The organism is Paenibacillus endophyticus (assembly GCF_014192395.1).
GTDB lineage: Bacteria > Bacillota > Bacilli > Paenibacillales > Paenibacillaceae > Pristimantibacillus > Pristimantibacillus endophyticus.
In genome coordinates this window covers 1-25,726 of the sequence record NZ_JACHXW010000021.1, presented here as the reverse complement: position 1 = coordinate 25,726, position 25,726 = coordinate 1, and the positions used below count along the sequence as shown (strand labels likewise).

The 25,726-nt window shown below is 40.0% G+C and carries 17 protein-coding genes; 1 reads left to right on the top strand and 16 read right to left on the bottom strand.

All coding sequences use genetic code 11. The features are described from left to right. The first annotated feature begins 50 nt into the window (after window positions 1-50). Window positions 51-3,557, top strand: a complete 3,507-nt coding sequence (locus FHS16_RS25215) for an S-layer homology domain-containing protein (protein ID WP_183569374.1) — start codon at window positions 51-53, stop codon at window positions 3,555-3,557. A gap of 668 nt (window positions 3,558-4,225) precedes the next feature. Here FHS16_RS25215 and FHS16_RS25210 read toward each other — a convergent pair. The 16 genes from FHS16_RS25210 to FHS16_RS25135 form a co-directional block, all read right to left on the bottom strand. Then, complete coding sequence (locus FHS16_RS25210) at window positions 4,226-4,672, bottom strand: SMI1/KNR4 family protein (RefSeq protein ID WP_183569371.1); 447 nt, start codon at window positions 4,670-4,672, stop codon at window positions 4,226-4,228. A 20-nt stretch (window positions 4,673-4,692) separates the two neighbouring features. Continuing rightward, complete coding sequence (locus tag FHS16_RS25205; protein WP_183569369.1) at window positions 4,693-5,250, bottom strand: HNH endonuclease; 558 nt, start codon at window positions 5,248-5,250, stop codon at window positions 4,693-4,695. After that, window positions 5,244-8,504, bottom strand: coding sequence for an ATP-binding protein (locus FHS16_RS25200; protein WP_246431954.1), 3,261 nt, complete (start codon window positions 8,502-8,504; stop codon window positions 5,244-5,246). Before FHS16_RS25200 ends, FHS16_RS25205 begins: the two co-directional genes overlap by 7 nt. Window positions 8,505-8,516: 12 nt before the next feature. Next, complete coding sequence (locus FHS16_RS25195; protein WP_183569367.1) at window positions 8,517-8,789, bottom strand: hypothetical protein; 273 nt, start codon at window positions 8,787-8,789, stop codon at window positions 8,517-8,519. A gap of 23 nt (window positions 8,790-8,812) precedes the next feature. Next, a complete protein-coding gene (locus FHS16_RS25190) occupies window positions 8,813-9,340 on the bottom strand; it encodes a hypothetical protein (RefSeq protein ID WP_183569365.1) in 528 nt (175 codons plus the stop codon). 20 nt (window positions 9,341-9,360) lie between these two features. Next, complete coding sequence (locus tag FHS16_RS25185; RefSeq protein WP_183569363.1) at window positions 9,361-11,610, bottom strand: dynamin family protein; 2,250 nt, start codon at window positions 11,608-11,610, stop codon at window positions 9,361-9,363. Between the two features lie 5 nt (window positions 11,611-11,615). Continuing rightward, a complete protein-coding gene (locus tag FHS16_RS25180) occupies window positions 11,616-13,118 on the bottom strand; it encodes a dynamin family protein (protein WP_183569361.1) in 1,503 nt (500 codons plus the stop codon). Window positions 13,119-13,498: 380 nt separating this feature from the next. Then, on the bottom strand, window positions 13,499-14,161 hold the full coding sequence (locus FHS16_RS25175) for a hypothetical protein (RefSeq protein WP_183569359.1): 663 nt from the start codon (window positions 14,159-14,161) through the stop codon (window positions 13,499-13,501). 368 nt (window positions 14,162-14,529) lie between these two features. Beyond that, the gene (locus FHS16_RS25170) at window positions 14,530-16,371 is read right to left on the bottom strand and encodes a hypothetical protein (protein ID WP_183569357.1); all 1,842 of its coding nucleotides are present in this window, start codon (window positions 16,369-16,371) and stop codon (window positions 14,530-14,532) included. Further along, the gene (locus FHS16_RS25165) at window positions 16,355-17,212 is read right to left on the bottom strand and encodes a DUF8727 domain-containing protein (protein ID WP_183569355.1); all 858 of its coding nucleotides are present in this window, start codon (window positions 17,210-17,212) and stop codon (window positions 16,355-16,357) included. The genes FHS16_RS25170 and FHS16_RS25165 overlap by 17 nt, the downstream gene beginning before the upstream one ends. A gap of 143 nt (window positions 17,213-17,355) precedes the next feature. After that, entirely contained in the window at window positions 17,356-18,387 is a 1,032-nt protein-coding gene (locus tag FHS16_RS25160; protein ID WP_183569353.1) for a hypothetical protein, read from the bottom strand. Continuing rightward, window positions 18,371-19,678: a hypothetical protein gene (locus tag FHS16_RS25155; RefSeq protein WP_183569351.1), complete on the bottom strand. Its 1,308-nt coding sequence runs from the start codon at window positions 19,676-19,678 to the stop codon at window positions 18,371-18,373. The genes FHS16_RS25160 and FHS16_RS25155 overlap by 17 nt, the downstream gene beginning before the upstream one ends. 206 nt (window positions 19,679-19,884) lie before the next feature. Further along, the gene (locus FHS16_RS25150; RefSeq protein ID WP_183569349.1) at window positions 19,885-21,144 is read right to left on the bottom strand and encodes an McrC family protein; all 1,260 of its coding nucleotides are present in this window, start codon (window positions 21,142-21,144) and stop codon (window positions 19,885-19,887) included. Next, window positions 21,141-23,741, bottom strand: coding sequence for a DUF8426 domain-containing protein (locus FHS16_RS25145; RefSeq protein ID WP_183569347.1), 2,601 nt, complete (start codon window positions 23,739-23,741; stop codon window positions 21,141-21,143). The genes FHS16_RS25150 and FHS16_RS25145 overlap by 4 nt, the downstream gene beginning before the upstream one ends. 28 nt (window positions 23,742-23,769) lie before the next feature. Further along, a complete protein-coding gene (locus FHS16_RS25140) occupies window positions 23,770-25,071 on the bottom strand; it encodes a hypothetical protein (RefSeq protein ID WP_183569345.1) in 1,302 nt (433 codons plus the stop codon). Between the two features lie 66 nt (window positions 25,072-25,137). Further along, entirely contained in the window at window positions 25,138-25,623 is a 486-nt protein-coding gene (locus FHS16_RS25135) for an RNaseH domain-containing protein (protein ID WP_376769704.1), read from the bottom strand. Between the last annotated feature and the right edge of the window lie 103 nt (window positions 25,624-25,726).

The window sequence follows — 25,726 nt, the reverse complement described above, 5'->3', positions numbered from 1 at the left end:
TTTGCTATACTTCGACAAGCAATAAAAAACGTGAAAGTATATGGAGGATCATGATGAAACGAACGTTAACGGGTTTCTTGGTTGTTGCATTGTTTTTGTCAATTTTGGGTGGATCAGGTTGGTTCTCAGTAGCCAATGCTGCAGATGCAGACGCTTCAGTGAGGTTTGAAGAAACGGATCTAGGCTGGGATGACCATGCTTTTACCTTTCCTAATGGCGGAGCGATTAGAAATGTATCGCAATTAGAGTCTAGTTCAGAGGATGATCTATTTGCCATAGCTCAATTGCCATATGGAGACAAATGGGATATCTTTCATTTCGACACAGATGGTACCTATCATGGAGCGTTAGTTGATCGAACGACTCTCGAACAGGACCTCATAGACGCCGGCGCTACTTGGTTATCGGGAGGGTTCGACTTCAAGCCAGAGAAGATTGTATTTTCTAGCGAGTCGGGCGTCGATTATTTGTACATTATACATAACCAGAATGATACGAATTATCCAATGATCAAATACAATCTGAATACAAAATCCATAACAAATCCGGAAGTGGTCATATTTACCCAGCCGGTAACCTCTATTCAGAAAGCATTTGACGGACTTCTTTATGCATCGACTAGAGAGACGAATATCTATTACACAATTGATCCGTCAGCCCCTGCAATAAGCCCCCAAACAACGAGCTGGGGTTTTGAAATTAACAGCATCGTTAAGCTGCAAAATGGAAAGTTTATGGCTAGTAATTATTTTTATCCGGACAAAGGGTATATTTGCGATACTAGTTGTAATCCGTTAGCGGGAAGCGAAAATTACTTTTCGGAGATTGGCGCATCTCCTGACGGAACCCAGGTTGTTGGCGTCGGTTCAAGTGATTCTTTTAATTCTATGGTGTATGTGAATGAAAGTCAGGCGATAGAGCTTGATGGATATGCCCGCTATGTTGAAATCAATAATCAGGGCACGATCTTTGTAGGTTCGTATTATCAACATCCCATACAGGTCATTGAATATAATGCATCTACTAATAAGTATGAAGTGGTTGGAACAATTGGCACAAGCAGAGAAACAACTTACGATAACAATAGCTACAGCTTTGTGCAAGATGAGAAAGGCCATGTATTTATATTAGATTCTAGCAACGGCACCATTGATGAATTCGATGAGCTAGGCTTGTATGTTCGAAGCAAGCATTTCGACGGAAGCCTTTATCAGTTCACGTATTACAATGGGCTGCTGTACGCTGCCGATGACGATAATGGCCGTGTTGTTGCCATCTCGACCGCTGATCTTAGCTATGTGGACACGCTTTGGAATGATGCCGTGTCTGTTCTCGCAACTCCGGGCGGAACCCTGCTCGTTGCACGGGAGAACCAACTGGAGCAATATGCAATCGACCCCCTTAATAACACAAGGACATTGATCCACACTTATCCATTTACAGGCTATAATTTAACCATGCAGTCAGACGATCGGGTATCCATAACTATGGGTATGACCTATAACGTGCGATTCATTAATTATAAAACCTTTGAAACGGAAGATAACGATTGGACTAGCTGGTATTCGTCGTGGTTTGATCCGTCGGGGCTTATTGCGGTAAATACAGGAAAGTATTGGAGTATTGTTGATCCAGCAACATCCAGCACCCTATATACGTCTTCTGATCGCAATTATGGATCCAGCAGTTTTTATAAGGGCAATGGGCAAAGAATGGTTCTAAAAACGTTCTTTGACTCCAGCTTGCGCACGGTGCGGACGATTCCCGTAGGAATTACCATCGCTGCGCCATCGCTATCTGATACGCCTGCTTTTTTGACGAACGAAGAGGAATTGGAGCAGATCGCAGGAAATCTAGTAACGTCCAATTCGATTAACTTAGGCATAGATTTTCCAATGAACGGCGTTATCGTGAATGAGCTTACCCTAAATGGGGATGAGCTTCTCTTTAACGGGGTTCGCGAGACAAAACTTGAACTGAAATCAATGCCGAGTACGATATACCAAGCAGTTATTGGAGATATTGGGAAGCGCAAAGCTATTCTTCAGTTCAATAATCTGGATAACGATTGGAATTCCGGAACTCTCCAAATGATTTTCTCGGAAGAGACGGGTGAAATTCAAATACAGGTCGACAAAAATCAAGGAAACAGTAATACGATGGAGGACTTAATATTGTGGGAGGTTGATTACTTTAATTCTGGCGCAACGGGTTCACATCTATCAGTAGGTACGGGTGATGTTGTGAAACTATTCCCTTACCGCACTTATTTCAACGTTTCCCAGGGCGCTAAGTATGAGCCCATATTTTTGAGCTCCGCTTCGTCGCCTGTTGAGCCAGTTTTGCAATCGCCAGCTTTTGGTACGAGATTTTATCCGGATTCACCGGAAGTCATCTTTGAATGGGACAATTCGAACGTTCCGGGAAGTTACGACCAAACCAGGCTGCTGCTGTCCACGGATCCCTCGTACAGAAATGTGATTCGAACAGTAATATTAACAAACGAAGAATCATATGCCATGGATACAAGTGAACTGTATGCAGGCATCCCTTACTACTGGAAGGTCATCGTTGCAGATACGGCGAATACGGCGTATGCCTACTCAACAAATGGCGCTTTCAGCATTAATAATTGGTCGGTATCTCTTGAGCTGGATAACGCGGATGTAACGGCAAATTCGGCTCAAGCCATCTACGAAATCATGTCAAGCGATAGGGATCAATATACGAAGAGTGGAATAGCGCTCAGCACATCGATGAATCCTACCGTTTCGAATTCCGTTTATTCTACTGAAACTCATCCAACAGGAGAACAACATATTGCATTAACAGAACTGCTGCCAAGCACAACCTATCATGCGCGTGCTTATGCGGTAACGGATCAAACTACGCGTTATAGTTCCAACATAACCTTTACGACAGGAGCGGGACCGACGACCCCGCCAACAACGCCACCAACCCCATCTACACCACCGCCAGTTGTTGGTCCGGGGCCTGATCTTCCAGAAGCAGCTTGTCCGTTCACGGATCTTGAGAACCATTGGTCCAAATCGAATATTTGCGAAGCGGCAAGCTTAGCTATCGTGGAGGGCATGGACGTTAATCGCTTTGCACCGAACATGGAAATAACAAGGGCTGAATTCGCCGTCATGTTGGCACGCGTCCTTCAGGTTACTGCCATTGAAGGTGAAGCCTCCCCGTCATTCCGTGATGAGGAGAGCATTCCGGCATGGGCACGGCCTATGGTTCAAGCAGCGCTTGCAGAAGGAATCATTAATGGTTACCCAGACGGGACGTTCCGTCCGCAGCAGACGATTACGCGGATAGAAATGGCTGCAATGCTATCAAAAGCAATGAAGTGGGAATCAAGCGGCGAGCAGGAGCTCTCCTTCGCGGATCTTGCTAGTATTCCAGCATGGGCAATGCCCTATGTGACCATAGTGAGCGAGCGGGGACTTGTACAAGGCCGGGGAGATCACTTATTCGTTCCGCGCGGCAAAACAACAAGAGCCGAAGCAGGCGTTCTCTTGCTGAGGCTTTGGCATATCCTGCATTAAAAATAAAACGGTCTACCCTATTTTACTAGGCGTAGACCGTTTTTTGATTGGATGGTTGTTTATTATCGTTTCTATACTCTAAAATAACGCCAGGCTGGCAATTCAAGGCTTTGTTAATCGCCTCTAAAGTTCGACCGTAAAATCAATATCAACAATTCCACTAAGCGAACACCCTTCGTTTGCAGCGGGACTAGCGGCGTAAGCAGCATTAGTAAGTGCACCTAGCAGCATAAGACTTATCGCAAAAGTAAGTCATTTTCTCAAACTATGAACCTCCTCTGCTATTCATTTCACTACAAACGATCAAACCCTAAACCATCCAATAAATGTAACTTTACCAATTGTCGGAAAGTTGCGCTGCACTATCCATTAGAATCAATGCCCATCAGGGTCACTTGTCTATCTCTTCTATTTTTGGACAAACTGTTTCCCCATGATCATATTTATTCAGAATGCCTCCTGCGTTATTTCTTAACAATAGCTTTCTGCATAGATCGGATGTTCTAATCGCGAGCGAATTTAAGCAAAACTAAAGCATGAGTCCGGTACAGTACCGAACTCATGCTTAACAAATTGACTATATAATAAACTGTCTATCTTTGGTGATGTCATTTTTGAAGTGCATCCATTAGAAAAGATGGGCACACCATCAATGATAATGCTTTTGATTATTCATACAAATTATCTAAAAGTTCATTAAATGAACTACTCACGAAACTTATACTTGATTCTTCATGAATACTTGCTTTTTCATGATCCCAAAATACGATCACTGGGGCTTTACCTTCTCTATAATCAAAGCATAGGTAGTTACCGAATGGATCATCAGCAAAAGGGTATATTTTTTTTGGAAGACGGAGCTTTAAATTGTTATAAACATCAACAATATTTCTACTCTCCCCAATATTTAAATGAATTAGAGAATTAAAAACTGCTCCCGTACGTTCTTGAAAATTAAATGTATCAGGAACTGGTTGTCCACCATTATTCTGCATAACGCAATCCACATAATCAGTCGGAAAAGAAATGTCTAACTCACTTTCTACATGAGACACTACTTCACGAGAAAGTTTTCCTTTCTTTAGAATCCACATTAATTCATTTGATTGATCCATTTAGCAAACCTCCCAAGAATTTATCTATTTTCTGATCCGCCACCCCATATAGACCTTCCACCAGTGTGTGCAGTGCTTTCATGAAGGGAACGATCAACAAGTTGCATAACCCCAGGCTCCTCACTGTGATGCCAAACATATCCTTCGGGAACCTTTCCATAATTGATTTGCTCAATTTGTCTATCATTAAATTTCGCTTTCGAATCTGGATTATTATTAACCTCTTCTTGTAATGATTGTGTAGCTGCTTTAAATTGTTTAGCATCTGACTCCAAATATAACGATTCATCTAATTTCATTTCGTACTCAACTGGAAATTCGGGGAAAACGCCAGAAAATGTACCATCAGTAGTCTGAATGGTTTTTTCCTGAAAACATACATTTGTTTCAGGATGGTTTCCACCAGCCAAACTCTCATTTCTAGTTTTTATATACAGTGGTTCATTTGCCTCGTCAAAATTCGAAATGGTGTCTGACTTCAAATCTTTTGCGAAATTAGGAACATCAGAAGAAACTTTGTTTATCCCTTCTCTCATTAAATCAAAGTTCCCACTAATGGGCGAAAGAGTTTCTAGCATACGTTAGCCTCCCCTTTCTTAGACTCTTCAACCCATAAATAATAGAAATCTCTAAAACCCTCGTCCTCTTGTGCTTTATCCTGAAGCAAACATTGCATAAGGGCAAACTCGTATTCTTCCCGAAATGCGAATGTAATATATTTCCTAATACCTTCTGTATATCTTTTGTTCCACTCTTCTAAATTCATAGCATTTTTAGCGTATTGAATTAATCCCATACTTTGAGGAAGCAAAGCAGAAACGATTTTCGATAGCTCAACAAAGTTTTTTTGTTCCCATAGCTGCATTTTAGAATTCGAGTCAAAATAATTTAAGTCCTGAATGATCGGTTGTTTAATGGAATGACTTATTGGAGCACCTAAAAGCCATTTCTTCAAATGATCCGATTCAAACGAGCTTAACTTATTCCTGCTGTTCTCGGAAACTCTATCCATTAGCAATAATTCTAATAACTTACTCAACATGACTTTATTTTCAGGCATCAACTTTGTTCTTGCCTTACTTTCAAAATTGTATCGCTGATAGTTTGTGAAATTATTGACTTCGCATAGTACAGGCTGTAACCAATTATTTTGGTATATTGCAGCAACACCTGTGCGCAGCTTAGGAAGCTCATTTATTTGATTTTCATTTAAATTAGCTGTTTTCCCTACTTCTGATCGATCTAATTCATCTGGTAACCTTAAAATGATTTTCGTGTTTGTATTCCGAATTACTGATCGATCCAATAAATTAGGAGCTTGGTCAGCTATAATGAATCCTTCTCCATAGGTTCTCATTTCAGCAATTGCATTTGCAATCATTTCAACTGATTTACCTTGCAAATTAGACCCTTCTTGACTCTGCTCAGAAGATACTCTACGTAATAAATGATGTGCCTCTTCGAGAACAGTTACATGTTTCAAATCAATGTTTAAGTTATTATCACTGGACATTCGATACTCTTGAAGTCTCGTAAAAAGGATCCCCATAATAAGTGATTTAGTCTCAATGGAGCCGACTCGACTCAAATCAATTATGCAATTTTTATCAAATAGGATTTCATTCTCGATTTCATCATCGGTGAATATCTTACCAAACAATCCATTTGTCAAAGATTTAACCCTAGTAACAAGTGCACCAATGTAATTGCTTTTTACTTCTTCTGAATAGGCAGATTCTTTAATAACAACCGGAAGGATATTTAGTAAATCATGAAATGTAGGATATCGAATATCTTCACCAATATAAAAAGACTCTTCAATATCCCAACCAATTGAAACGTACGTTCTCTCAATTGCTTCTTTCAAAACTGCCGGCATTGCCGCGTACATCGACCAACATGCATTAAATATTTCAATGATTCGATCTATATGTTCAAGTACATGTACTTGATTAGGGAAACGGAAAGGATTTATTTGAAGCAAATCTGTATAATTTAAATTAGTGCCAAACACATGTACATCTTTTCGGCCACCAAATATGTTTTTATATTCTCCCTTTGCCGGTTCTATAACAAGGAAATGAATATTTTTTCTAATTAGCTCATTCAGCATCTGATAAATAGTATTTGATTTACCCGAACCAGTCGAACCTGTAATAAACGTATGCATAGCCAAACTCTTAATATCAATTTCCACACTTGTGTTTTCCGACTTACCCATGTGAAAAACGTTACCTAGTTTAATGGAAGCTCTTGATTCTAATACTTCATCATATGTGACAACATCTCTTCCGAATTCTGCTGTTTCTATTACCGGAAGCCCGCTAATCGATTTCTGAGGTAACCCCAACTGAATGGCAAGTTCTTTTCCATTAATTAATGATCCCGGAGAAACATGTGGCAAATTCAGACCCATAATTACTTCCATTTCAATTAATGGATGATTTAATTTCTTTAAGTACTTTCCGACTTCTAACAAATTAACTTTATTATTATTGTCCCATGTATTGATAAATGAATTTTCAATTGCAGAGTTTTCTCCACGCATTATTGCTTTGAATGTACTAGCAGCCACTCGTGAAGTTTGTACACTAGGTGCAATAAAGTAACATGCACAGCTCCACATGCCAAAATCCTCAGAACTTTTTAAACGAACTAATTGTTCTTCAATCTTTTGCAACAGATTAGTTACGGTTTTGTTCTCAAATTGTATCTGCAAGTTTCTTGAGTTACCAATGGTTTGTGTCTCCGAATTACTTTCTTGTGAAGAAGTTGAGTCAGACCTTCCACGCGTCTCTGACTCACCGTCAGTTTTCGACTGATTTGTTGTATTCGAATGACTTTGTGTTGATCCATCTGTGGAGCTACCTATTAATGAACCAACCGCACCAGCGCCCCCCCCTACTAAGATAGCCCCAACTGGACCACCCACCAAGAAACCTCCTGCTGCTCCCACTCCAGCGAGTGCAGCTCCTATATTCGTTGTTTTAGAATGGGTTTTACTATGACTTTCGGTTTCAGATGATCCTTGGGTATAACTTTGAGTTTTTGTTAGACTCTCGTTAATTGTTTCAGTTACTCCCTTGCTAATTCCTTCTGTAATTGCAAGACTGTCACTGGAATTGAAGCTCAAATCACACTTAGCAAATGGCACTAATTGTGAATACAGATTTTCGTAACCGAGTTTTATTTCTTCAATATTTTTATACGAAACCGGATCCGCTATAAATATGGCAGAGAATTCCTCCCCTTTCATAGCTTCTACGAGTTTCTCTAAACCCTGAACAAATTTAGTTTTATCTTGATCTTTAAGTGACGGCACTCCTGAAACAGATGAAACACTTTTTTCATTTTGCGATAGTTCTGATGTAAATACGGAGGATATCACTTTTTCAATTTCTGTATTAGTTAAATTTTCAATGTCACTTCCTGGGAAGTTTCCTTCGAAACTCTTCCTTAACGCTTCTTTCGAAGAGTTTACATCTTGCTCTTTTGAATTAGTACGAGTACCCAAATATAAATCAGTACGGTTCCCATCACTATTAATAATCATGACAAGAGAACCATTAACATTCCCGAGAGTATTATATATACTCATTAGCTTATCCAGATTATTCTCATTTTTGTCAAAAACCAATTTGTTCATTCGGAATAATCGGATGTTGTTCCTTGTGGAAAGTTCATTGATATGCTTAGGAATAGGAACAACGTTGCGAAGAGAAAGCTCATTTAAATAATTCTTTTGCACGAAATCAATAGATGCTTCGAAAGCTTCATCTAGATCTTTGAAATCTCTTCCGTCTATTTCAACCATATCGGATATATTGTTCATTCGATTCCCCTTCTACTTTAGAGTACGTCTTGATTTTTTCTTTTGACCATTGTAATCGCGTATAAAAGGATTCTTATTAATATGCTTTTGAATTTTATCCTTTATGCCTTCAGTCTTTTCAAATTGGACATTACTAGAAAGCTCGGAAACCTTCTTTTGTACATATGACGCATTATTATGAATCTTTTCAACCTTTGGTATTGAATTATCAGCGTTGTTGTTACCACCGGTATTGCTAATCCCCCCAACTTCGCTTTCACTTTCTATTTCCTGTTCGACTTTCAATATATTATTCTGTTCGGTAGTTTCTACTTTTGATTTTGAGTTATCAATATTATAGCTATCGCTAGTATCACTAGCCCTCCCAGTCCCGCTATCACTAGCCATTTTGTGTTCGACTTTCCCGTATCAACTACTTGCTCAGGTATCGGATCTTGCCTTGATACGGTTGGCTTAGGAGTTGAATGCGGAGCCGTACTTCGCAATGGTTGTTCAAATGTCTGAGAGGGACTTATTTTCCCTTTATATGGTCTAACTTTTTTCCCCACTTCAATAATAAACATAAATCTTTCCTTAGAAAAATTATATCTCAAGTCGCTTTTCAATTGCCCTAGATAATCTGTTGTCCACTTCATTGAATCCTTTTCAATAAACATGTCGTCATGTTGTACCCAAAGCTGTTCAGACAATCGACTCTCAGAATACTCCGCTGCATGGATGACTTCATTTTGCTCATTTGTTGGATTCTTTGAAAGATACGTGCTAAGAGCAACTCTCACCTGTTCAATATCGTTTTTGCTCACTGCTTCCAGCAAGAAATTTTGTGGTTGAAACATCCTACAATTCACGCCCTTTCTTATATCTCTATTATTCGATCTAAACGTATAACAAAATCCTGAAGCCATTTTCTTTTTTCAAGATCTTCATTTATTTTTGATGATAGGATTTCATTATCACCCGACAGTTTTTCTATTTCGTTGACTTTTAACAAGAGTAGGTTCTCTAAACGATCAATCTCGGCGTTAAAAAACGTTTTAAGCTTAAGCACTTCATTATCAAGGAATTTTTGAGCTTTATTAACATTATCGAGCAAGTCTTTTTTTGTTGGATTAATAACCTCTTCAGCAATTTTATTAACATCTACAAAGGTCTTTGTTGTGTATGTGGTTTCGTAATAACCGTCACCCCACGAGAACGGATTCCACCAAGACGAAGTTTTCACCCATTTTTCCCCATCAGCAACCTTTTTTGAATATTTCAAATTGTCCACTAATGATTCAGCGGCAGGTAAATCCGCCGCAAATATTTGAAACTCATCTTTTTTGATGCCATTTCCGCTGATTTCGATTAAATCCTTAACATAACTGCGATATTCATCTAATAACTGCTCAGCATCATTTTGCATTGTAGCTAGAATAATTAGCTCTAAGTCAGTTTTAATATCACTTTGCAAGGAAGATATGTCTTCTTTAAGTTTCGCAATAATTTTTTTCGCTTTACTTTCTTCAATACTTCCTTCGTTATTAAAAACAGCGGCAAAATCATCGATCTTCGTATGAACCTTACCTTCAACACGTCTCATTACAGATCGCACATCATACTTTTTCCTGTTTATTCGCTCTTTGAAAGCACTTGCTTTTTGTCCCTTGGAGATTTCCTCCTGGATACGTTTCATTTGTAAATTAATATTTTTTCTCAGTTCCTCATTGTCGGACATTTCGTTTTGCAACTTCTGTTCCATTTTCTTTCCTTCTACAACATCCTTAAAAGAATTTACGGCAGCTGTTATTTTTGCCGTCACGGCATACTTGTCCAAATATTCGTTTATTGCTTCTTCAATGGCTGGGATTCCAGAATGTATCAAGGCCTCAGCGTACGAATCATTCTCTCTCCTGGCTTTTTCAATATTATTTACGAGACTCTGTTTTTTCGAATAACTTAAAGGTGCATATTTCACGAGATGAAGCTGTGGTTCTTTAATAAAATATTTATGAGCTTCCAAAGTCTGTATTTTTCTCGGAGTAAGTCCTTCTCCGTTTTGGTGCATTCTAATTACTTTTGCAATCTCAGCAGAGACTGGAAAGATATTTGGGTTATTAATTCCTTTATCCTGCAAATAATCTCTGACATCTTTCAACGTATCATCAATGGTTTCTTCTTCAGGATCGAAGAGATCGATTTTATTTACTGCAAAGATAAAACGGTCCTTCGATTGCTTACCTCCACTTTTCATTTGCTCAGCGACTATTGATAGTAAATTATTATCATCATCTGTACTCAGTTGTGTTGAGTTTAATACATAAAGAACGACTGGTTTCGATTCATTTTTCAGCACTCTATATGTATGATCTTTGTGGGCACTGTTTCTTGAATTATTTGGTCCTGGTGTATCTACTAAGATGAGATTCATACGCTTTGAAGAGATGTAAGGAATACTTCCTTCAATCTCAATATGTGAAACTTCTTCGTTTTTATTAAATTCCTTCATTCTTTCGCCATCTAACGGCTGGAGTGGCTCAATTTCCAAACCCTCTTTATCGTAGCAGCGTCCAGTAAATTCATCCCGTCCCGGAACATTTCTAATGCTTGCAATAGTAGCTGTGCAAGCTGCATGCTTAGAAGGCATCAATTCTTTCCCTAATAAGGAATTAATCAATGTTGATTTTCCCGAACTCATTGTTGCAATAACAGCGATCTCAAAATCAGAACTCAAGGCTTTTTCAAAATTCTTTCTAATTCCATCACTGCGAAGTTCCTCGAATGGTCCGCGTTGCATTTCATCGACTAATTGGGTTAGCTCACTTATTTTATCTTCTTTCCCTTCAGCAGGGATATGAACTAGTTGAATCTTAGCCCTCTTACTTTGATTATATTTCAAACATTCTTCAGAAACATCATCATAATCGGGGAGGGTTCCCTGAAATAATAATTTGAACTCTGACTCGTTAAGTTCGTCTATTAATATATCAATAAGCTGATCCAGCCATACCTGCAATCTCTCGTTTTTATACTTAGCTAATTGACTGTCTTGATTAATTTCCTCATTATCATAGAGTATCGTTGTTTCAACTTTATAAGGATTATAGCGGATAAAAACTTCTGTCATGAGAATCACCTTCCAATTTGAGATATACTTGATATTTGCAGTAATAATCGCTCTAAAATATGAATGCCAGTTTTTTTCATTGCTTCATATATGACTTTTGAACTTAATAATTCAGAGTCTATCTGTATATTTTTATGGGATCTTACATTAATCGCGGACTGCGGCAAAGACTTAATTAAACTTTTATCGATATATCTATTCATATCGTACTTAGGGGACTGAAATAATCGAAATAATGCAAGAGCATCTCTTTTTTCTCTATTCGTTAGAGACCCTCCGTCGAGAATATATCTAAACAAACCAGCTGCGTACGTAGATATAGGGATAATTGTTGGTGAAATTACTCCATGTTCCATAACATAAGCACGTGCTATTCTTAAGGAATCAGTGATATCGTCATCTGCATCCAAATCCATTTGATCCGTTTTATTTAGCAAAAATATGATTTGTTGATTTCCTAATTCTTTAACGACTTCTTTTAACAGCTGACTATCATCATCTGCAGCGAGATTAGTTGCGTTAAGTATATACAATATTACATTGCTATTCCTTTGGTGAAGTATTTTTCGTGTTATAACACCATGCTGATTATCCCTGGAGTTATTCGTTCCGGGAGTATCAATGAAGGAAATCTTGGCTTTCTTTAACATTGAATAAGAGTTCATCATACCCTCAAGCTCAATTCGATCTATTTCAGCATCTCGATTCCAACTTCTAATTTCATCATACGAAATGTTCCATCTGCTATCTAAATGTTCGCCCGAAGCAAACCCTAATTCTCTTGATAGTTTTGGATTATTCTTAAATTCCAAATACTTCGATGTACAAGCTTTATTTTCCGAAGGAAATTTTTTTTTCCCTATCAATGCATTCAATAATGTTGATTTACCAGAGCTCATCGTGGCTATCACTGTAACATTGATGGTATCTGTCGCCTCATGCTTCCTATAATCCTTCATACAATCAAAGAAATATTTAAAAGACTCATTTTTTTTCAACTTTAATAGATCTTTAACGTCTTCATTTGAAACCATCTTGATCAGAAGAGCTTTAATATGTTCTACAAAAATAATTGGAATCTCAAAATACTCCGCATACAACCGAACTATTATATTATTAAAGAAGTCACCAGACTCGTTTAAATCAAAGAGCAGCATCTCACCTAAAAGCAATTTACTGCAATATGAATGATTGAACTTCATTTTTCTTTCCGAAATATCAGTAAAGCCTAATAGCCGAAGTATTCGAATAAAAACATCGCTTCCATGTTTATTATCAATATTTAATAGTTCATTGAAGTCAGTGACCTTAATATCAAAAATATGGATGTAGGTGGTCAATATGTCATTAACCTGAAGTTCATTTCTTTTTCCAAACCGCAAAGCAGCGGCTAAGAATGATACATAAGCTAACCTCGTTGTATAATTCTGATTTAATATAGGATGTTTATTGAAATTTAATTTACCTATAATTTTCTCTATTTTATAGTTCGAATTGCTCATCCCCATAAATATGCCTACCCTCCACTTTTCAAAAAAATCACGCACACTAATATATTCCAAATTTAGAACTACCAACATTAAATTAGTTACGATTAATCCTCTGCTATTTCCATTTAATACGACAATATTCTTGTTGAATCGACTATACTTTTCCTGTATCCTGCTTTTATAGTAAAAAGAACCTGTACTTTTTTGGGGTTAGTAACAGCTTCTAAAAGCTCGCTATGCACTGAAACCTTTGTTGATAAAATAACTATACAAGGTTCACACGACATCATGCTGTCACAAAACAAATGTTCTCATATCGCAATTGCCAAAGAAAAAGTTGATCAACTAACCAAGCTTTTTCTTTGCTGTTTCTTGACTAACTCCATTCAATAAAATGATTATTCCCTTCGAAGCTCCTTTGCTGCATCTATAATCCACCACGCGATGCCCCGTTTTACGAACTTGGTCTCGTTCATCAAGCCTTCCATCTGAATAAATTCATCCACCTTTTCACGAGTCTGGAATTGTAGCCTCTCGAAAGCAACATTATTTCCATTGATGCCAAGCAGACTGGCCGTATCCTCTAATTTCTTACGATCCGCGATAGATGTAAACAATTCAGAGAAGATCATGATCTCCATTCGATGCACATAAAACAGTGGCCTTCCGCTTGGAAACGAACACCTGTCTAGGTGTGCAATAAGTCCGACTTCAGCAGCTTTATTTATGACGCGAAAGTCCAAAGCTTCCTGTTTTCGAAGCATTAGCAATTTACGTACTTTTTCTCTCGTAACCGAATCTTGCAGAAACGTTTCGAGATTTCCTTTAAATACTTTAGCAGTCCCTTCAGCAGAAACGGCATTTGCCTCTAACTCTGTCCAATACTTATAAAATTGCGATATCTCGGCAGAGCCATCCCACGCTTGAATGTCTTGATGCAGTCGCTGTAATGTTTGTGCTGCCAGTGGCTCGATGTGAACGTATTCCGGCTTACTCATATCCTTCTTAAGCAAATGATACGCTCGACGCAATAAGAGATTGATATCGATTGGGTTGGGCATGTCTTCAAGCCTCCATTAGTATAGTCTGTAGTCGGTGTTGCCCGTGAATCAAAGCTTCAGGACCAAATTGGCATTCAACCGCTTAGCTTCCCTCTCTACGGATGAGAATTCTTTTTCTTCCCAGATAGCAAGCTACCGAACCGTCCCCTTAGTCAAATAGTTTCACAGCAGTTGCGAACAGAAAGACGCATATTCACTTCTCGCTACGGGAAGGAATATACGTCATGGTAAGACAGTTTATTAGTATTTAAGACTCATAATTATATGATTCTCAAGACTTAATTCTAGTCTGTCTACAGTTCATATCTACTAGTATTCGTCAAATATATTCTTTTTCCTTCAAAACCATATATTTCTTATTACTTACATTATCCCCTTCTTCCAGTCCACTGGTTTAACATATACATTAACAAATCCATACCTACCGCACTTCCATTGTCTTCTGGAAATAGCTGCAAAAACGATCCGCAGCCCGTTTCCATTACAGGTTCACTTGATTCATGGCCAGGATACACACAAACGACATTATGAACCGGAGTTCTAGAATAAGTTAGAATTCCATTCTGTGAATGAACATGACGAATCATGAAGTATTTGGACATCTGTAACATCGTTTCCGTGCAGCCTATGTCCGAATAAATATTCCTTATCGGCCGATACTTCACTTCTAGAATGAATGATGACATATACTGCTTTTTTTCCAATGATCCAGCTTCGTACAAATCCATCCTAATATCTGGCCGCCTATTAAGATCCGTGCTAAAGAAGCCCGTTTGCTTCTCTAACGATGCTTGTTCATGGTTATCAATAAGCCCGTCATATGTCAACTCGATTATGCGCTTCTCTTTCCGAAGAGTGATCTTAGTTCCTTCCTGAAGCCCACTGAGGTGAAAATTTCTCCGCAGTTGTTCAGCAATTGTATCATCTAATGGCTCATAACCAAGACGTCGCAAGCACTCAATTGTAGTAAAAAGAACATAATACTCGTACAACAGCGCTGTCGGTTTTACGATGGGAACAAGCCGTTCTTCTGATCGACCATGGCCCGCCCCCTGCCACAAGGCCGATCCCTTCCAGACCCTGAAAACGATATCATACGCGTGATGCCGACCGATCGCCATCCGACGAGGAACCTGATCGGAGACGCTTTTCCAAAACGATGAATAGAGCGTCTTTCTTAATAAACTCTGGTCACACCGGCATTTCCGCTCAAAGTCTTGAAGCGCAAGGAGCTGCCTTCTCGTCTTTATTAAGCTTTGTTTCCGGCCGTAGATGGAATTGTAGGATTGATCCAAATAGCTTTTCGCCACCGTTTTCAACTGACTCATCGCCTGGTGCTTGTTCTCATCATACTCAATCCCGTTTTCCATACGATCATACTGTTGAGCGAGTTCTTCGTAATCATGCTGCAAATAGGCCAGTGCCCGATCCAATGTTTCAAGAATGGATCGCAGCCAATGCTTAATAAGACGGTTCGGCTCTGAATCCGAATGGAGCTCCATTCGCCGATTCAAAGACTTCGTCCCCTCATATCTCATACCGTTCCCTGCGGCACTCCACCTTACACTCTTAAGCGTTTGTCTTCGTTCAGTTGCCTCAACTGTATGCGTTATTTTTAATTCAGAATCGTAATTCAACTCAATCGCTTTAATAGCCTGAAGAAGCTCGTGCTCTGCCCCCCTATACCAATTTAAATATCTCCATGAAGCAAATTGCTCCAGTCCTTCCAATTCTGACACGGCCCGTTTTGTTATCAAAGCGTCTTCCACTAGGCCTTCCAATGTATGATTCAACGTATCGTGAATCGTTTCTAGCTGGCGACCCGTGAAGTTTCGTGGGACAACCTCAAATGTCCCGTAGTAAGTAGTTCCCATAAAAATAATCCGATATTGGTACAGACCGCAACGCCACGGATATTCTTCTTTACCACGAGCAAGGACATGACGATTGCATTCTACCGAGAGGGCGATTGGTTGTTCTGTATATGTTTCGTCCCGTTCGAAAAGTTGATCCCATATGAGAATTACGCCTGTCTCTTCCTCACAAGTGTTCAACTCCACAATAAGCTGGTAATTTTCTGTAATGCGCAACGGTGCTGAAGGTTCTCTACTCAGCGAATAATTGTTCAAGGGAATCCGTTCGAATGAAGCTCCCTCTCCATGCAGCAGATAAATCAAGAAGCGCTGGTTGGACTCAGTTGGCATAGCCATGTGTCGTCAACTCTTTCGCCTTTTTCTTCAGTAATTCGATTGACTGCTCAAAACTCGATATTCGCTGACTATGAGCAAATTGAAGAATTCCTGTCAGAGTACCTTCTTCGTAATTTTCACCGTGAAATATGCCTACAAGTGTCCCAATCGTTGCCTCCATTCCGGAAAGTTTTGAAAGAACACGTTGTTTTAATTGAATATCCCATGCGTCTCCTCGGCTAATTACTGTCGAACCATCCAATAAGCAAGGTATGTTGTTTATATAATTAGCGATTGCACGTATGACACGAAAGGATATACCTTGCTGGCTATCGGTCTTCTGTAGTGCTTCATGGAGAAGATCCATAAGCGCTGCCTCTTCCTCCCTCAGATCAGAAATTTCTCCGGCTGAGCTGTTCATCCACACCTCACGAAAAACCGACTTTGAAATCCGTGTCGTCTCATATCGTCCTGAAACTTGGTTTTGCTGCATGTTCCACACCTCACTGAAGCTCAATTTCCGTGGTGTTATAACATTCGCACGATCAAGAAGGCGCTGTGAAAAGGACTTCGTCGTCTCATCAAAATTGACGGTACCAACAAAGATTATATTATCTCCTATATCAACCTCGGACGGATACGCATATTCGCATTGAACAGATGGATGATACAACTGGAGAAGGCGCTTGTTCTTCTCAAGCTCGAGCAGCGAGATGAACGGACTGAACCAGTGTTCGACCTGAGCAAGATTCATCTCATCGAATATGACCATATATAGCTGCTCAGGATTGGATTCTGCTTCTACAAGGAGTCCGGTCAGCCCCGCATCACTCTCTTGATAAATACCTGTAGCCGGATTCATAAACCCTAATATATCCCCAGGCTCATGATACGATGGTGAAATAGGTATCAGTTTCAAATGTTTCCCGTACTCAAGTCCGAGTGTCTCTCCGTAAAGGAGCGCAAGATGCGATTTTCCCGTTCCCGACATGCCGCCGATAACAGTCAGCATGTTCGTTTTGATGCTGGTATATGAACATTTACGATATCCGTTTGATCGAAATACAAGCCCTTTGCTCCTGCATTTTCCATTAAAAGAGACAGAAATGCCGCCTCAGCAACTTCAGTTAATTTCTCCTTGGCAAATGTCTCTTCACTCGCAATAAGCGGAATGGGCTGCTCGTCATTCTGGCTAATTGCTGCCACGGCGGTTTTAACGAGCGAATTCTTTCTATTCCGTTCGTCTTGCCGAGCCTTCGATTCTTGCAAAGAAAAGCCTTCCGCTCTCAGATTGTTTATCATTCTGTGGTAAACGGTTGAAGCGACAACATAAATATGATCGCCATGCCTCAGCTTGATGTTGTCAAAAAAATCAGAATCAATCTCCATACAGCGAACTTCTTCTTGCTCCTGAAGGTAGTATGTCGCAGCATTGCCAGACGTCTTCAGCTTTAACTGGCTATACAAAACCTTATCGAAGTAAACAAGCCTTGAAGAAAGGAATAAATCCGGATGATGCGGTAGAACAAAAGGTCGGCCCTGCTTCATTCGATCCTCAAATTCTCCTCTACGCTCTTTCATATTCAACTGAGGACCTGGGATGATTTCATATTTTTCTTCAAAACCATGGTCTTTAGTGTCTTCTATTTTTATAATGTCCAGAAATAGGTTCGCGTTGTTTGCATACAAGGAGAACAATACTAATTTGTTTTCAAGCTGCTGCTGCAATACGTTCCTTTGATCTTCTGGCCTCAGCTTGTCAAAATTCGGATCCAGTTGCCATTTGATCTTCTGTATATTATTTGCGCTGCGCGTGCTGCCACGAAAGATTCTGTTCTGATATAAAAAATATTGGGCAAGTTCATCCGGAATATCCGATAAGCATTTAATATGAAAAACGATAAATTCCTGATTATCTTCCTTAACCGGCTCGAGCATTGAATAAGTAAGTTCTTCATCTGTGGTTAATCTCCCAACAAATACAGCTTTCTTCAGACGCGTCTCAATATCATTAGTTAGTTCACGGGTTAATTTCATGTAAAATAGCTCCTTCTAGATAATAAATTAACTGCCTCGTTACCGCTGAGAAGTCTCCGCTCACGGATTTGTAAGGAATCTGAAACATTGCAGCGAACTCATCCAGCTCAAATTGTTCTTTTGTCGAAAACCGATCGGAATGGATAAACAAGTATTGAGTGCCTGGCATAAGCTGTGCGCCATGTAAACGTTCAATATTCTCAACCGAAAAGATCTGATTTATGGGAATCATGCCTGCAAATTCTTCTGGATTAAAACGGGTTAATAGTATAAAATCACTCTCTGTGAGCAGAAGAGGCACTTCCTGAACAAGTGCAGCCGCGGCTTCCTCTTCTAAAGCTTGCCATTGTTTGAGGGCGTTGATCTCCGCCTGAAGCTCAGCAATTGTTCTCTCATAGTGCTGGTTATTATCCAACAATTTCTTTTCTTGCTCCACAGCCTGTGCCTTCCGCACCGCCTCTAATTCTTCTCTTTCTGCACTCTGCTTCTCAAGCTTTTTTAACCTTCTCCCCTTTGCCTTATCTTCCTTATCCTGCTCATTCTTTTCTTTGAGAAGATCGTCTATCATCTTCCATAGCACTTTCTGACTGTCATGGAAGGCCATTTGTAGAAAAGCTGCCTTTTCACCTTCAGGCCACTTGCTTATTTCGTCCATTCGAGTAGAAGCGACATAAGCCAATTCACCCATTTCAACTGCTTGCTTTTTCTGGATCCATTCTTTGACGCTGCCTTCGATGACTGGAAGGGATTGCAGAAGCTTCTCTATCAACATACTGTAGCTTTCCGCAGACATAGAATCCTCCCATGCCAGCGCTTTAACCTGCAGCTCTTTCTTCAGTGTAAGCTTTTTAATGCTCAAATTTTCTAATGGATGCTTAGAGGCCGACAAATTTTTCTGTATGCTGTCTTTATGTGCATTGAACATTTCAGGATACAAAATACCCGTTAACGCAACGGATTCAGCGGGTGTAACGCCTTCGCCGAATTTAATCTTATGGCAGAATTGCTCAAACTCTATATTGGATTCTTTCACTTTAGAAACAGTCGGCTCGTACCATTTCTTCATCCAATTCATAATGTTTTTATTTTGCCTTAGCTGCTCTATCGTTTTTTTACGGAGCAGCTTCGGATGAGCTTTCACCGTATTTTTAGTCGTAAAACCTTGTATTTTCGGTTGTACCACCGTCGCAATTTTACGTATTTCAATATCATTCAACAATTGATACAGCATCTCAATCCACGTTTCTTGATCCAATAATGCGTCTTTGCTTTCCGTCGCTTTCGCAGCCATCTAATTTCTCCTTTAGACTTTCACAGGTTAATATGAGAATAATACTATGTTCACTCGACAACTCCATGTCATAAAACATATGTTCTATATCATTTTCAGATTGTTTAATTACCATCTGTTATTCGTATTTCTCTTAGCGAGCACATCAAACAAATAAAGGCACCCCTAACAATTAGAGGCGCCTGAACAAATATAATAGAATGTTCTCACATTTTGATCGAATCGATCATTCCTTTTAACTCTTCCTCAGCTGATTGCTCATCCTCATAATGAATAGAATAGACCTTCAACTTCTTTCCCGGTTCCCCTTCCAAATACCATGACTCCAATTGCACGCCGCTTGCATTTATTCCCTCATGATAGGGATAAAGAAGTACGACTTCACTTACATCTTTATAACGGGTCAAGTATGCGTACATTTGGAAGAAATCTTCGCGTTTCACGCCATGTCTGGAACGATCTGAATGAATCATTTTCCACTTCGTATCAATAATGATTTGTTTCCCTTGCCGATTAATGACCAGAATATCCGGTTCAAGTTGAAAGACACCTCTTTCGGAGCCTTCCTTGATCAGCAGCTTGCAGCTTCGGTCATGTACCGTGACATCATGCCAGTTCTTACGAACCAAATAGGCCATGTAAGCCTCGAACAACTCATTCATTTTGAATAAAATCGAACTATTAGTGCTGCCTCCCTGTGAAAATAACGGAGAGGATCGGTTAATCAAAAGTTTTGCAAGCTGAAAACTGTGCTGATACCTGCGATTAGTACGATCAAATCCGATTAGGTCTAGTTGCTCTATTGCAATTAGAACTGAATCCACTTCATCCATGATCGTAAGGCTGCTCATCGCTTTCTTTTTTGTTGATGAATTCATGCTTCGTGATCTGACGATTTGTAATCCAGCCTTTAAAACTTGATTGAGTGGATTGTTGACTTCGAATTCATCGTAGACACAACTAACCCCTGGTTGCATCATAGATTCTCGTCGAACCTGGCGCTGGATGTCTATCTTTCCTTTAACCAACTGTAAATCTCCATGTTCTCGCCTATAGGACCTTACTAGTCCTTTACGCAGTTCAACTGACAATTTCGACGTAAATAGATAAGCGATAATTTCGAAGAGATTCATCTTCTCGATCGTCAGGCGACTAATTTGACTTTCGTGGATATCCAAAAAACCAGAGCGCTGCAGCATACGCAACAGCACCCTTCTCGACTGCACCGGATCATTTCCACTGACCTTTGGCAATATCTCAATTGAACAAGAACGTAGCTGTATAAACCCTACGTAATTGATGAAAACAATTTCTTGTCGGGAAACAATGATATTGTCCCCATCCAGCCGATGCTTTCGCACATAACCAACGAGTTCATCAGCCTCGACTGCTGTCAGACATCCCTTGGACATGATATCAGAAATCGGAATGGAGTCGAAACATTCAGTTACGACGATATGCTTCATACCTGAATACCAGAATCCACCAAGTTAGACATTCGATCATATACGCGCTTGAACGCTTTCAACGTCGGCCGCGGCTGGACGATATAGCTAGTCTTGTGTGGCTCAAGTGACGTCGTTCTCCCCCTAGCAAACAAAAGATTCGCTTGCACCGTTTCTTTATTAAGAAAATAGGATGTATCGCCAAAGCTACCTGCTCCGCCTAGTACGAGCTCGATTTGTTCCCAATCATCATAGAAATATTCCTGAAGGAGCGGAATGATCTTGTTATTCATAACTGCTGTATAGTCTTCGAGGTCAGGTTTGTCCATTACGAAGTAAGCATGTCCAATCACATGATCGCGATCATACAAATATGCGATACGCTGATTGATCGTTTCAAGAAGGAGACTAATATTCACCCCTTGCACGTCTGTTGGCAGCAAAGTGTAGTCAGGCAGCATTTCCATAAATTCGAAACGTCTCCTGAGTGCGGTATCGAGCAAAGCAATTGAACGATCTGCCGTATTCATGGTCCCAATAATATGGACATTGGAAGGAACACGCAGACGATCGCCGGAGTAAGGCAGCGTGACGGAGAGTTCATTTCTCTGGCCCATTCGCTTATCTGCTTCAATTAAGGTAATTAATTCGCCAAAAATCTTTGAAATATTTCCGCGATTGATTTCGTCGATAATCAATACATATTGCTGTTCCTGGCCGCTATCATCTAGATCTCCGACAATTAATTCCTGAATGCTTTCGAGGTTCAGCTCACTGTTCTTCAGCATATAGATCGTTTGCTGAGAGAATACCTTCTCGCGTAAAATACTTTGTACAGGCAGCATAGCCTCATTATCTTCATACAGCCATTGAACACTACGAAACTGATAATACGAAATCGAAGTATCCGATTGATAGAAATAATTACTCGTAATTTTCCCGATCGCTCTGGCTTTTTTATTCCCATGGGATATAACAACAATATCACCGACCCGCATCCAATGCTTGAACCGCTCTACAAATTCTGCCCCATAAGAATTGTCATTCGGAAGCTGAGATGCATATTCATCGCGAATATCTTGTTTATCTTGACAGTCAGAGAAGTCAACGTCATCTCCCCAGCCAAGCGCAATGACATTGTTCGAGATACAATAGTCATAAACCTCATCTTCTTCAATATTATTCGTATTTCCAAGGGACATTTTGAAAAATTGTGTTTTTTGAGGGTCGAAATCATAGGTTTCTCGTCGTTCCGCCGAAACTGCCCGTGCAGCGTTACATAGCCGTTTGAATACGCCGTCCTGAACCTCGTAGTGCTTTTTTTCTTCACTGAACCGAATTCCTTCCACAAACTCCTCATAACTGAACGATTGGTGAAAGGTGCAGAAGGTAATATGATTGCTGTCCACATGCCGGTTGAACAGTTCTACCGCCTCGTCACGACGAAGAGGATTTTCTTGCAAATCAGGATCAAATGAGGGATCCAGAATGGATAACGCCTCATATATAGCGTTGTATGTTTTCCCTGTACCCGGAGGACCATATAGAATTTTATTAATCGGTTGACTTGCTGTCATAGTTATTAATCCGCCTCCTGTTTCTTCCGCAAATTGTTGAGCCAAATATACCACATGGTAGGCATCGTTTAAGTCTTGAACGTTATGGCCGTTCTTCCTCGCACGTTCAAGAACCAAGTGGGCCGTCTGATTGTATAGCGTATACCGCTCCACAGGATCGTGCGGAGCAATAAGGCCGAGCTTATCCACATAAGGCCCAAAACTGTCAGGTTTATACCACACATACTCATCTGGACTGTATGATGCAAGCAGCATAGCCAAGAGGTGGACGGGACTTTCAATTTTTTTCTTAGTATCATTGAATTTGCCCGTATTAAACAGAGACTGATAGTGCTCGCTGAGGCTAACTCGTATAGCTTCCGTAATGCCTTCATCAAATAATTCACCTATAAAGCTGCAGATGACAGGCAGTTCCGCATGACGCAAGAAAACAAGAAAATCTTCTACCCAGACAATGCCTTTAAACAATCGCTGCAAATGCTTTCGGGTACGCCCACTGTCATCACTGCCGGATAACAAAAGAATCAATAGATCAATCGCAAATTGCGGTTTCGTGTTCAACTCGACAAAAATTTGGCCAATTTCTGCTGCGATTTCATCTTTGAACCCTCGCTCATTCGCTTGATATTCTTTTTCGTGATTTGCCCTGTACGCATCGAATCTTCTTAAGGAGTCGTCTAAAAATGTAGCATTCAAATGAATAGCCGTACTATTGCGTTCTATCTCTAACAAATGTTTTACCACTTTATAGCTATCCTTTTGCCATACTACCCCATTAGGTCGGTCATCTTTGTAATGAACCATGGTCATTTCGTCTAAGTCCACTGTCGGTAGATGCTTAAGCAGCAAGCGGATGCCCTCTTTTTTGGCAGCACCCAATCCTCTCTCAATTGAAGTTGCCGCAATTTCCTCGTAATTATCCAGTACTTTCACCTGATAGTTCGGCCTATCCAGATTAATCGTTAAGATATAATAACGCGTTTCTTTTCCAGATATATAACTGCGGTTCGCAATACTCTCTTTGGCACGTTGAATTATCATTTCTGACTCGATAATATTCACTCCTTAGTTATTTTACATCAATGATTAACATTTGAAAGAGCTCATTCTTCTTGGAGCCGAGTATTTTGAAAGGCTTCCAATCTAGCCGATAGTGACCATTAATCATGATCTTCTCTTCACGGTTATGTATGGTACCGCCGGATGCATTCTTCCAGCTAAGCTGTCCATGTATGATTCGGCCTTGATGAATTCGAAAGTCTTCATCTACAGAAGATAACCTTTTTGACTTCTCCCAATAATTGCGATCATTCGTTAACAGGATAGCATACCCCTTCGCACCTGGACGTTGGGCTACTACCATTTCTAGCTTTTCAACATCTTTGAGAAAATCATAACGAGAAATATCTTGTGCCGCATGTCTTTTCAAATGGACTGACTGACCACTGAATATAGTGTTAAGCTCCGCTGTTTTGTAACGAACTTCTATAGCGTACTGAGCGTTCCCATTCTCTGTCCAAATATCGACTTTCGACTTTCCAACGTCGCGATTTATTTGAGTTCTATATCCTGCTGCCAATAGGTTAGCATTCAACTTATCCCTTACGTCGGCTTGAGAGATTGGGATATTCGGGATTAATTGCAACATTGATTCAATCATAACTGGGTTCTCATTGACTGCCAACGTATTAACAAGCTCCGGTTTCGGTTGTGGATCAACCTCTTTTGTACGCTTTAGACTTTCTTCCGTAACAGGAATGATAAGAGAACGTATCGTTCCCATAGATAAGTCGTTTAATCGACTGTATGCTCCCCAGCTCATAATATATGATCCGTTTATGACAATCGATTCTTCCCTCCCCTTCATCGTGCCTGTTCCCGTTTTATCACTCCAACTCAACGACCCCATTATTCGGCGTCCTTCATGAACACGAAAATCCCGATCAACTGTCAATTTCTCAATTCCCGGGTCCAAAAAATAAGAAGAATCATTCGTAAGGTAGATCAGATATCCTTCGTCAACCCATTTCTGTTCAACCATCCGTTCCAGCCGTTGCAAGTCTTTCAATATATCGTAGCGACCAATATCTTGAGCCCCTTGATTCAACAGAGAGAAGGATTCTCCCTCAAATGTGTATTCAACAGCTCGCATTTTGTATTTCAGTTCAATCGCAATTCTTCGACCATCCATCTCCAACAAGATATCCAAATAGGTTCGACGACCCGAATCGATATCTATTCTCTGTTCTAACCTAACTTTACAGTTGTAAATCTCTTTAAGCTCCCATGCCAATGCGTGCTGGAAATCAGCCTCGTTATGGAAGATGGGGCGTTTCAGAGCAAGTGACTTGAGTGCATGACTTATATTCATTTAACTCCCCCATGTCTAAATAATTTCTCACTATAACTGAAACTCTTGCTTGATGATGCCCACCATTTACTCATTCCCTTCCGAAAACTCCGGCTCTATTTCCCATTGTGTATATGCTGTTTGGTTCATATACTTTTTCAATGACCGCAGCATATGGAATGGATAGGGCTGCGCTGTATGAGTTCCGAATGTAATTCCAATGTCTCGTAGATCTTGAACAAGCAAAGCAGCTAGATCCCTCTCTCTTTCATCTGTAAATCCTAGTGGGATGTATTCTGTATTTTTGGGCTGGCGGAAAAACTCGCTTGGATTAGCATATTTGGTCTTTGTTTTCTTAATTTGAATGGTATCCATTTTCCTACCTACTCCATAGTAGATACCTCCTTCATCTTTGAATACCCCCGAAGCATAAGCAATCGGATCAAACAGATAGGAGGGAACTTCGTCAGACGTATTAATTCTTATAAAAAATGCATTCGAGCTCTCCTTAATCCATGGAAGAATATTAGGTTTACGGTCAGGGTGGATTTCTCCGTTTTGTAGTGATTTTATATAAGGATTGACCTTGCCCCGAATAGATGGACACGAAGAAAACCTCTATAATAAATCATGGAGGGGTTCATATGGGACAACGGAAGAAATTCGACAAGGCATT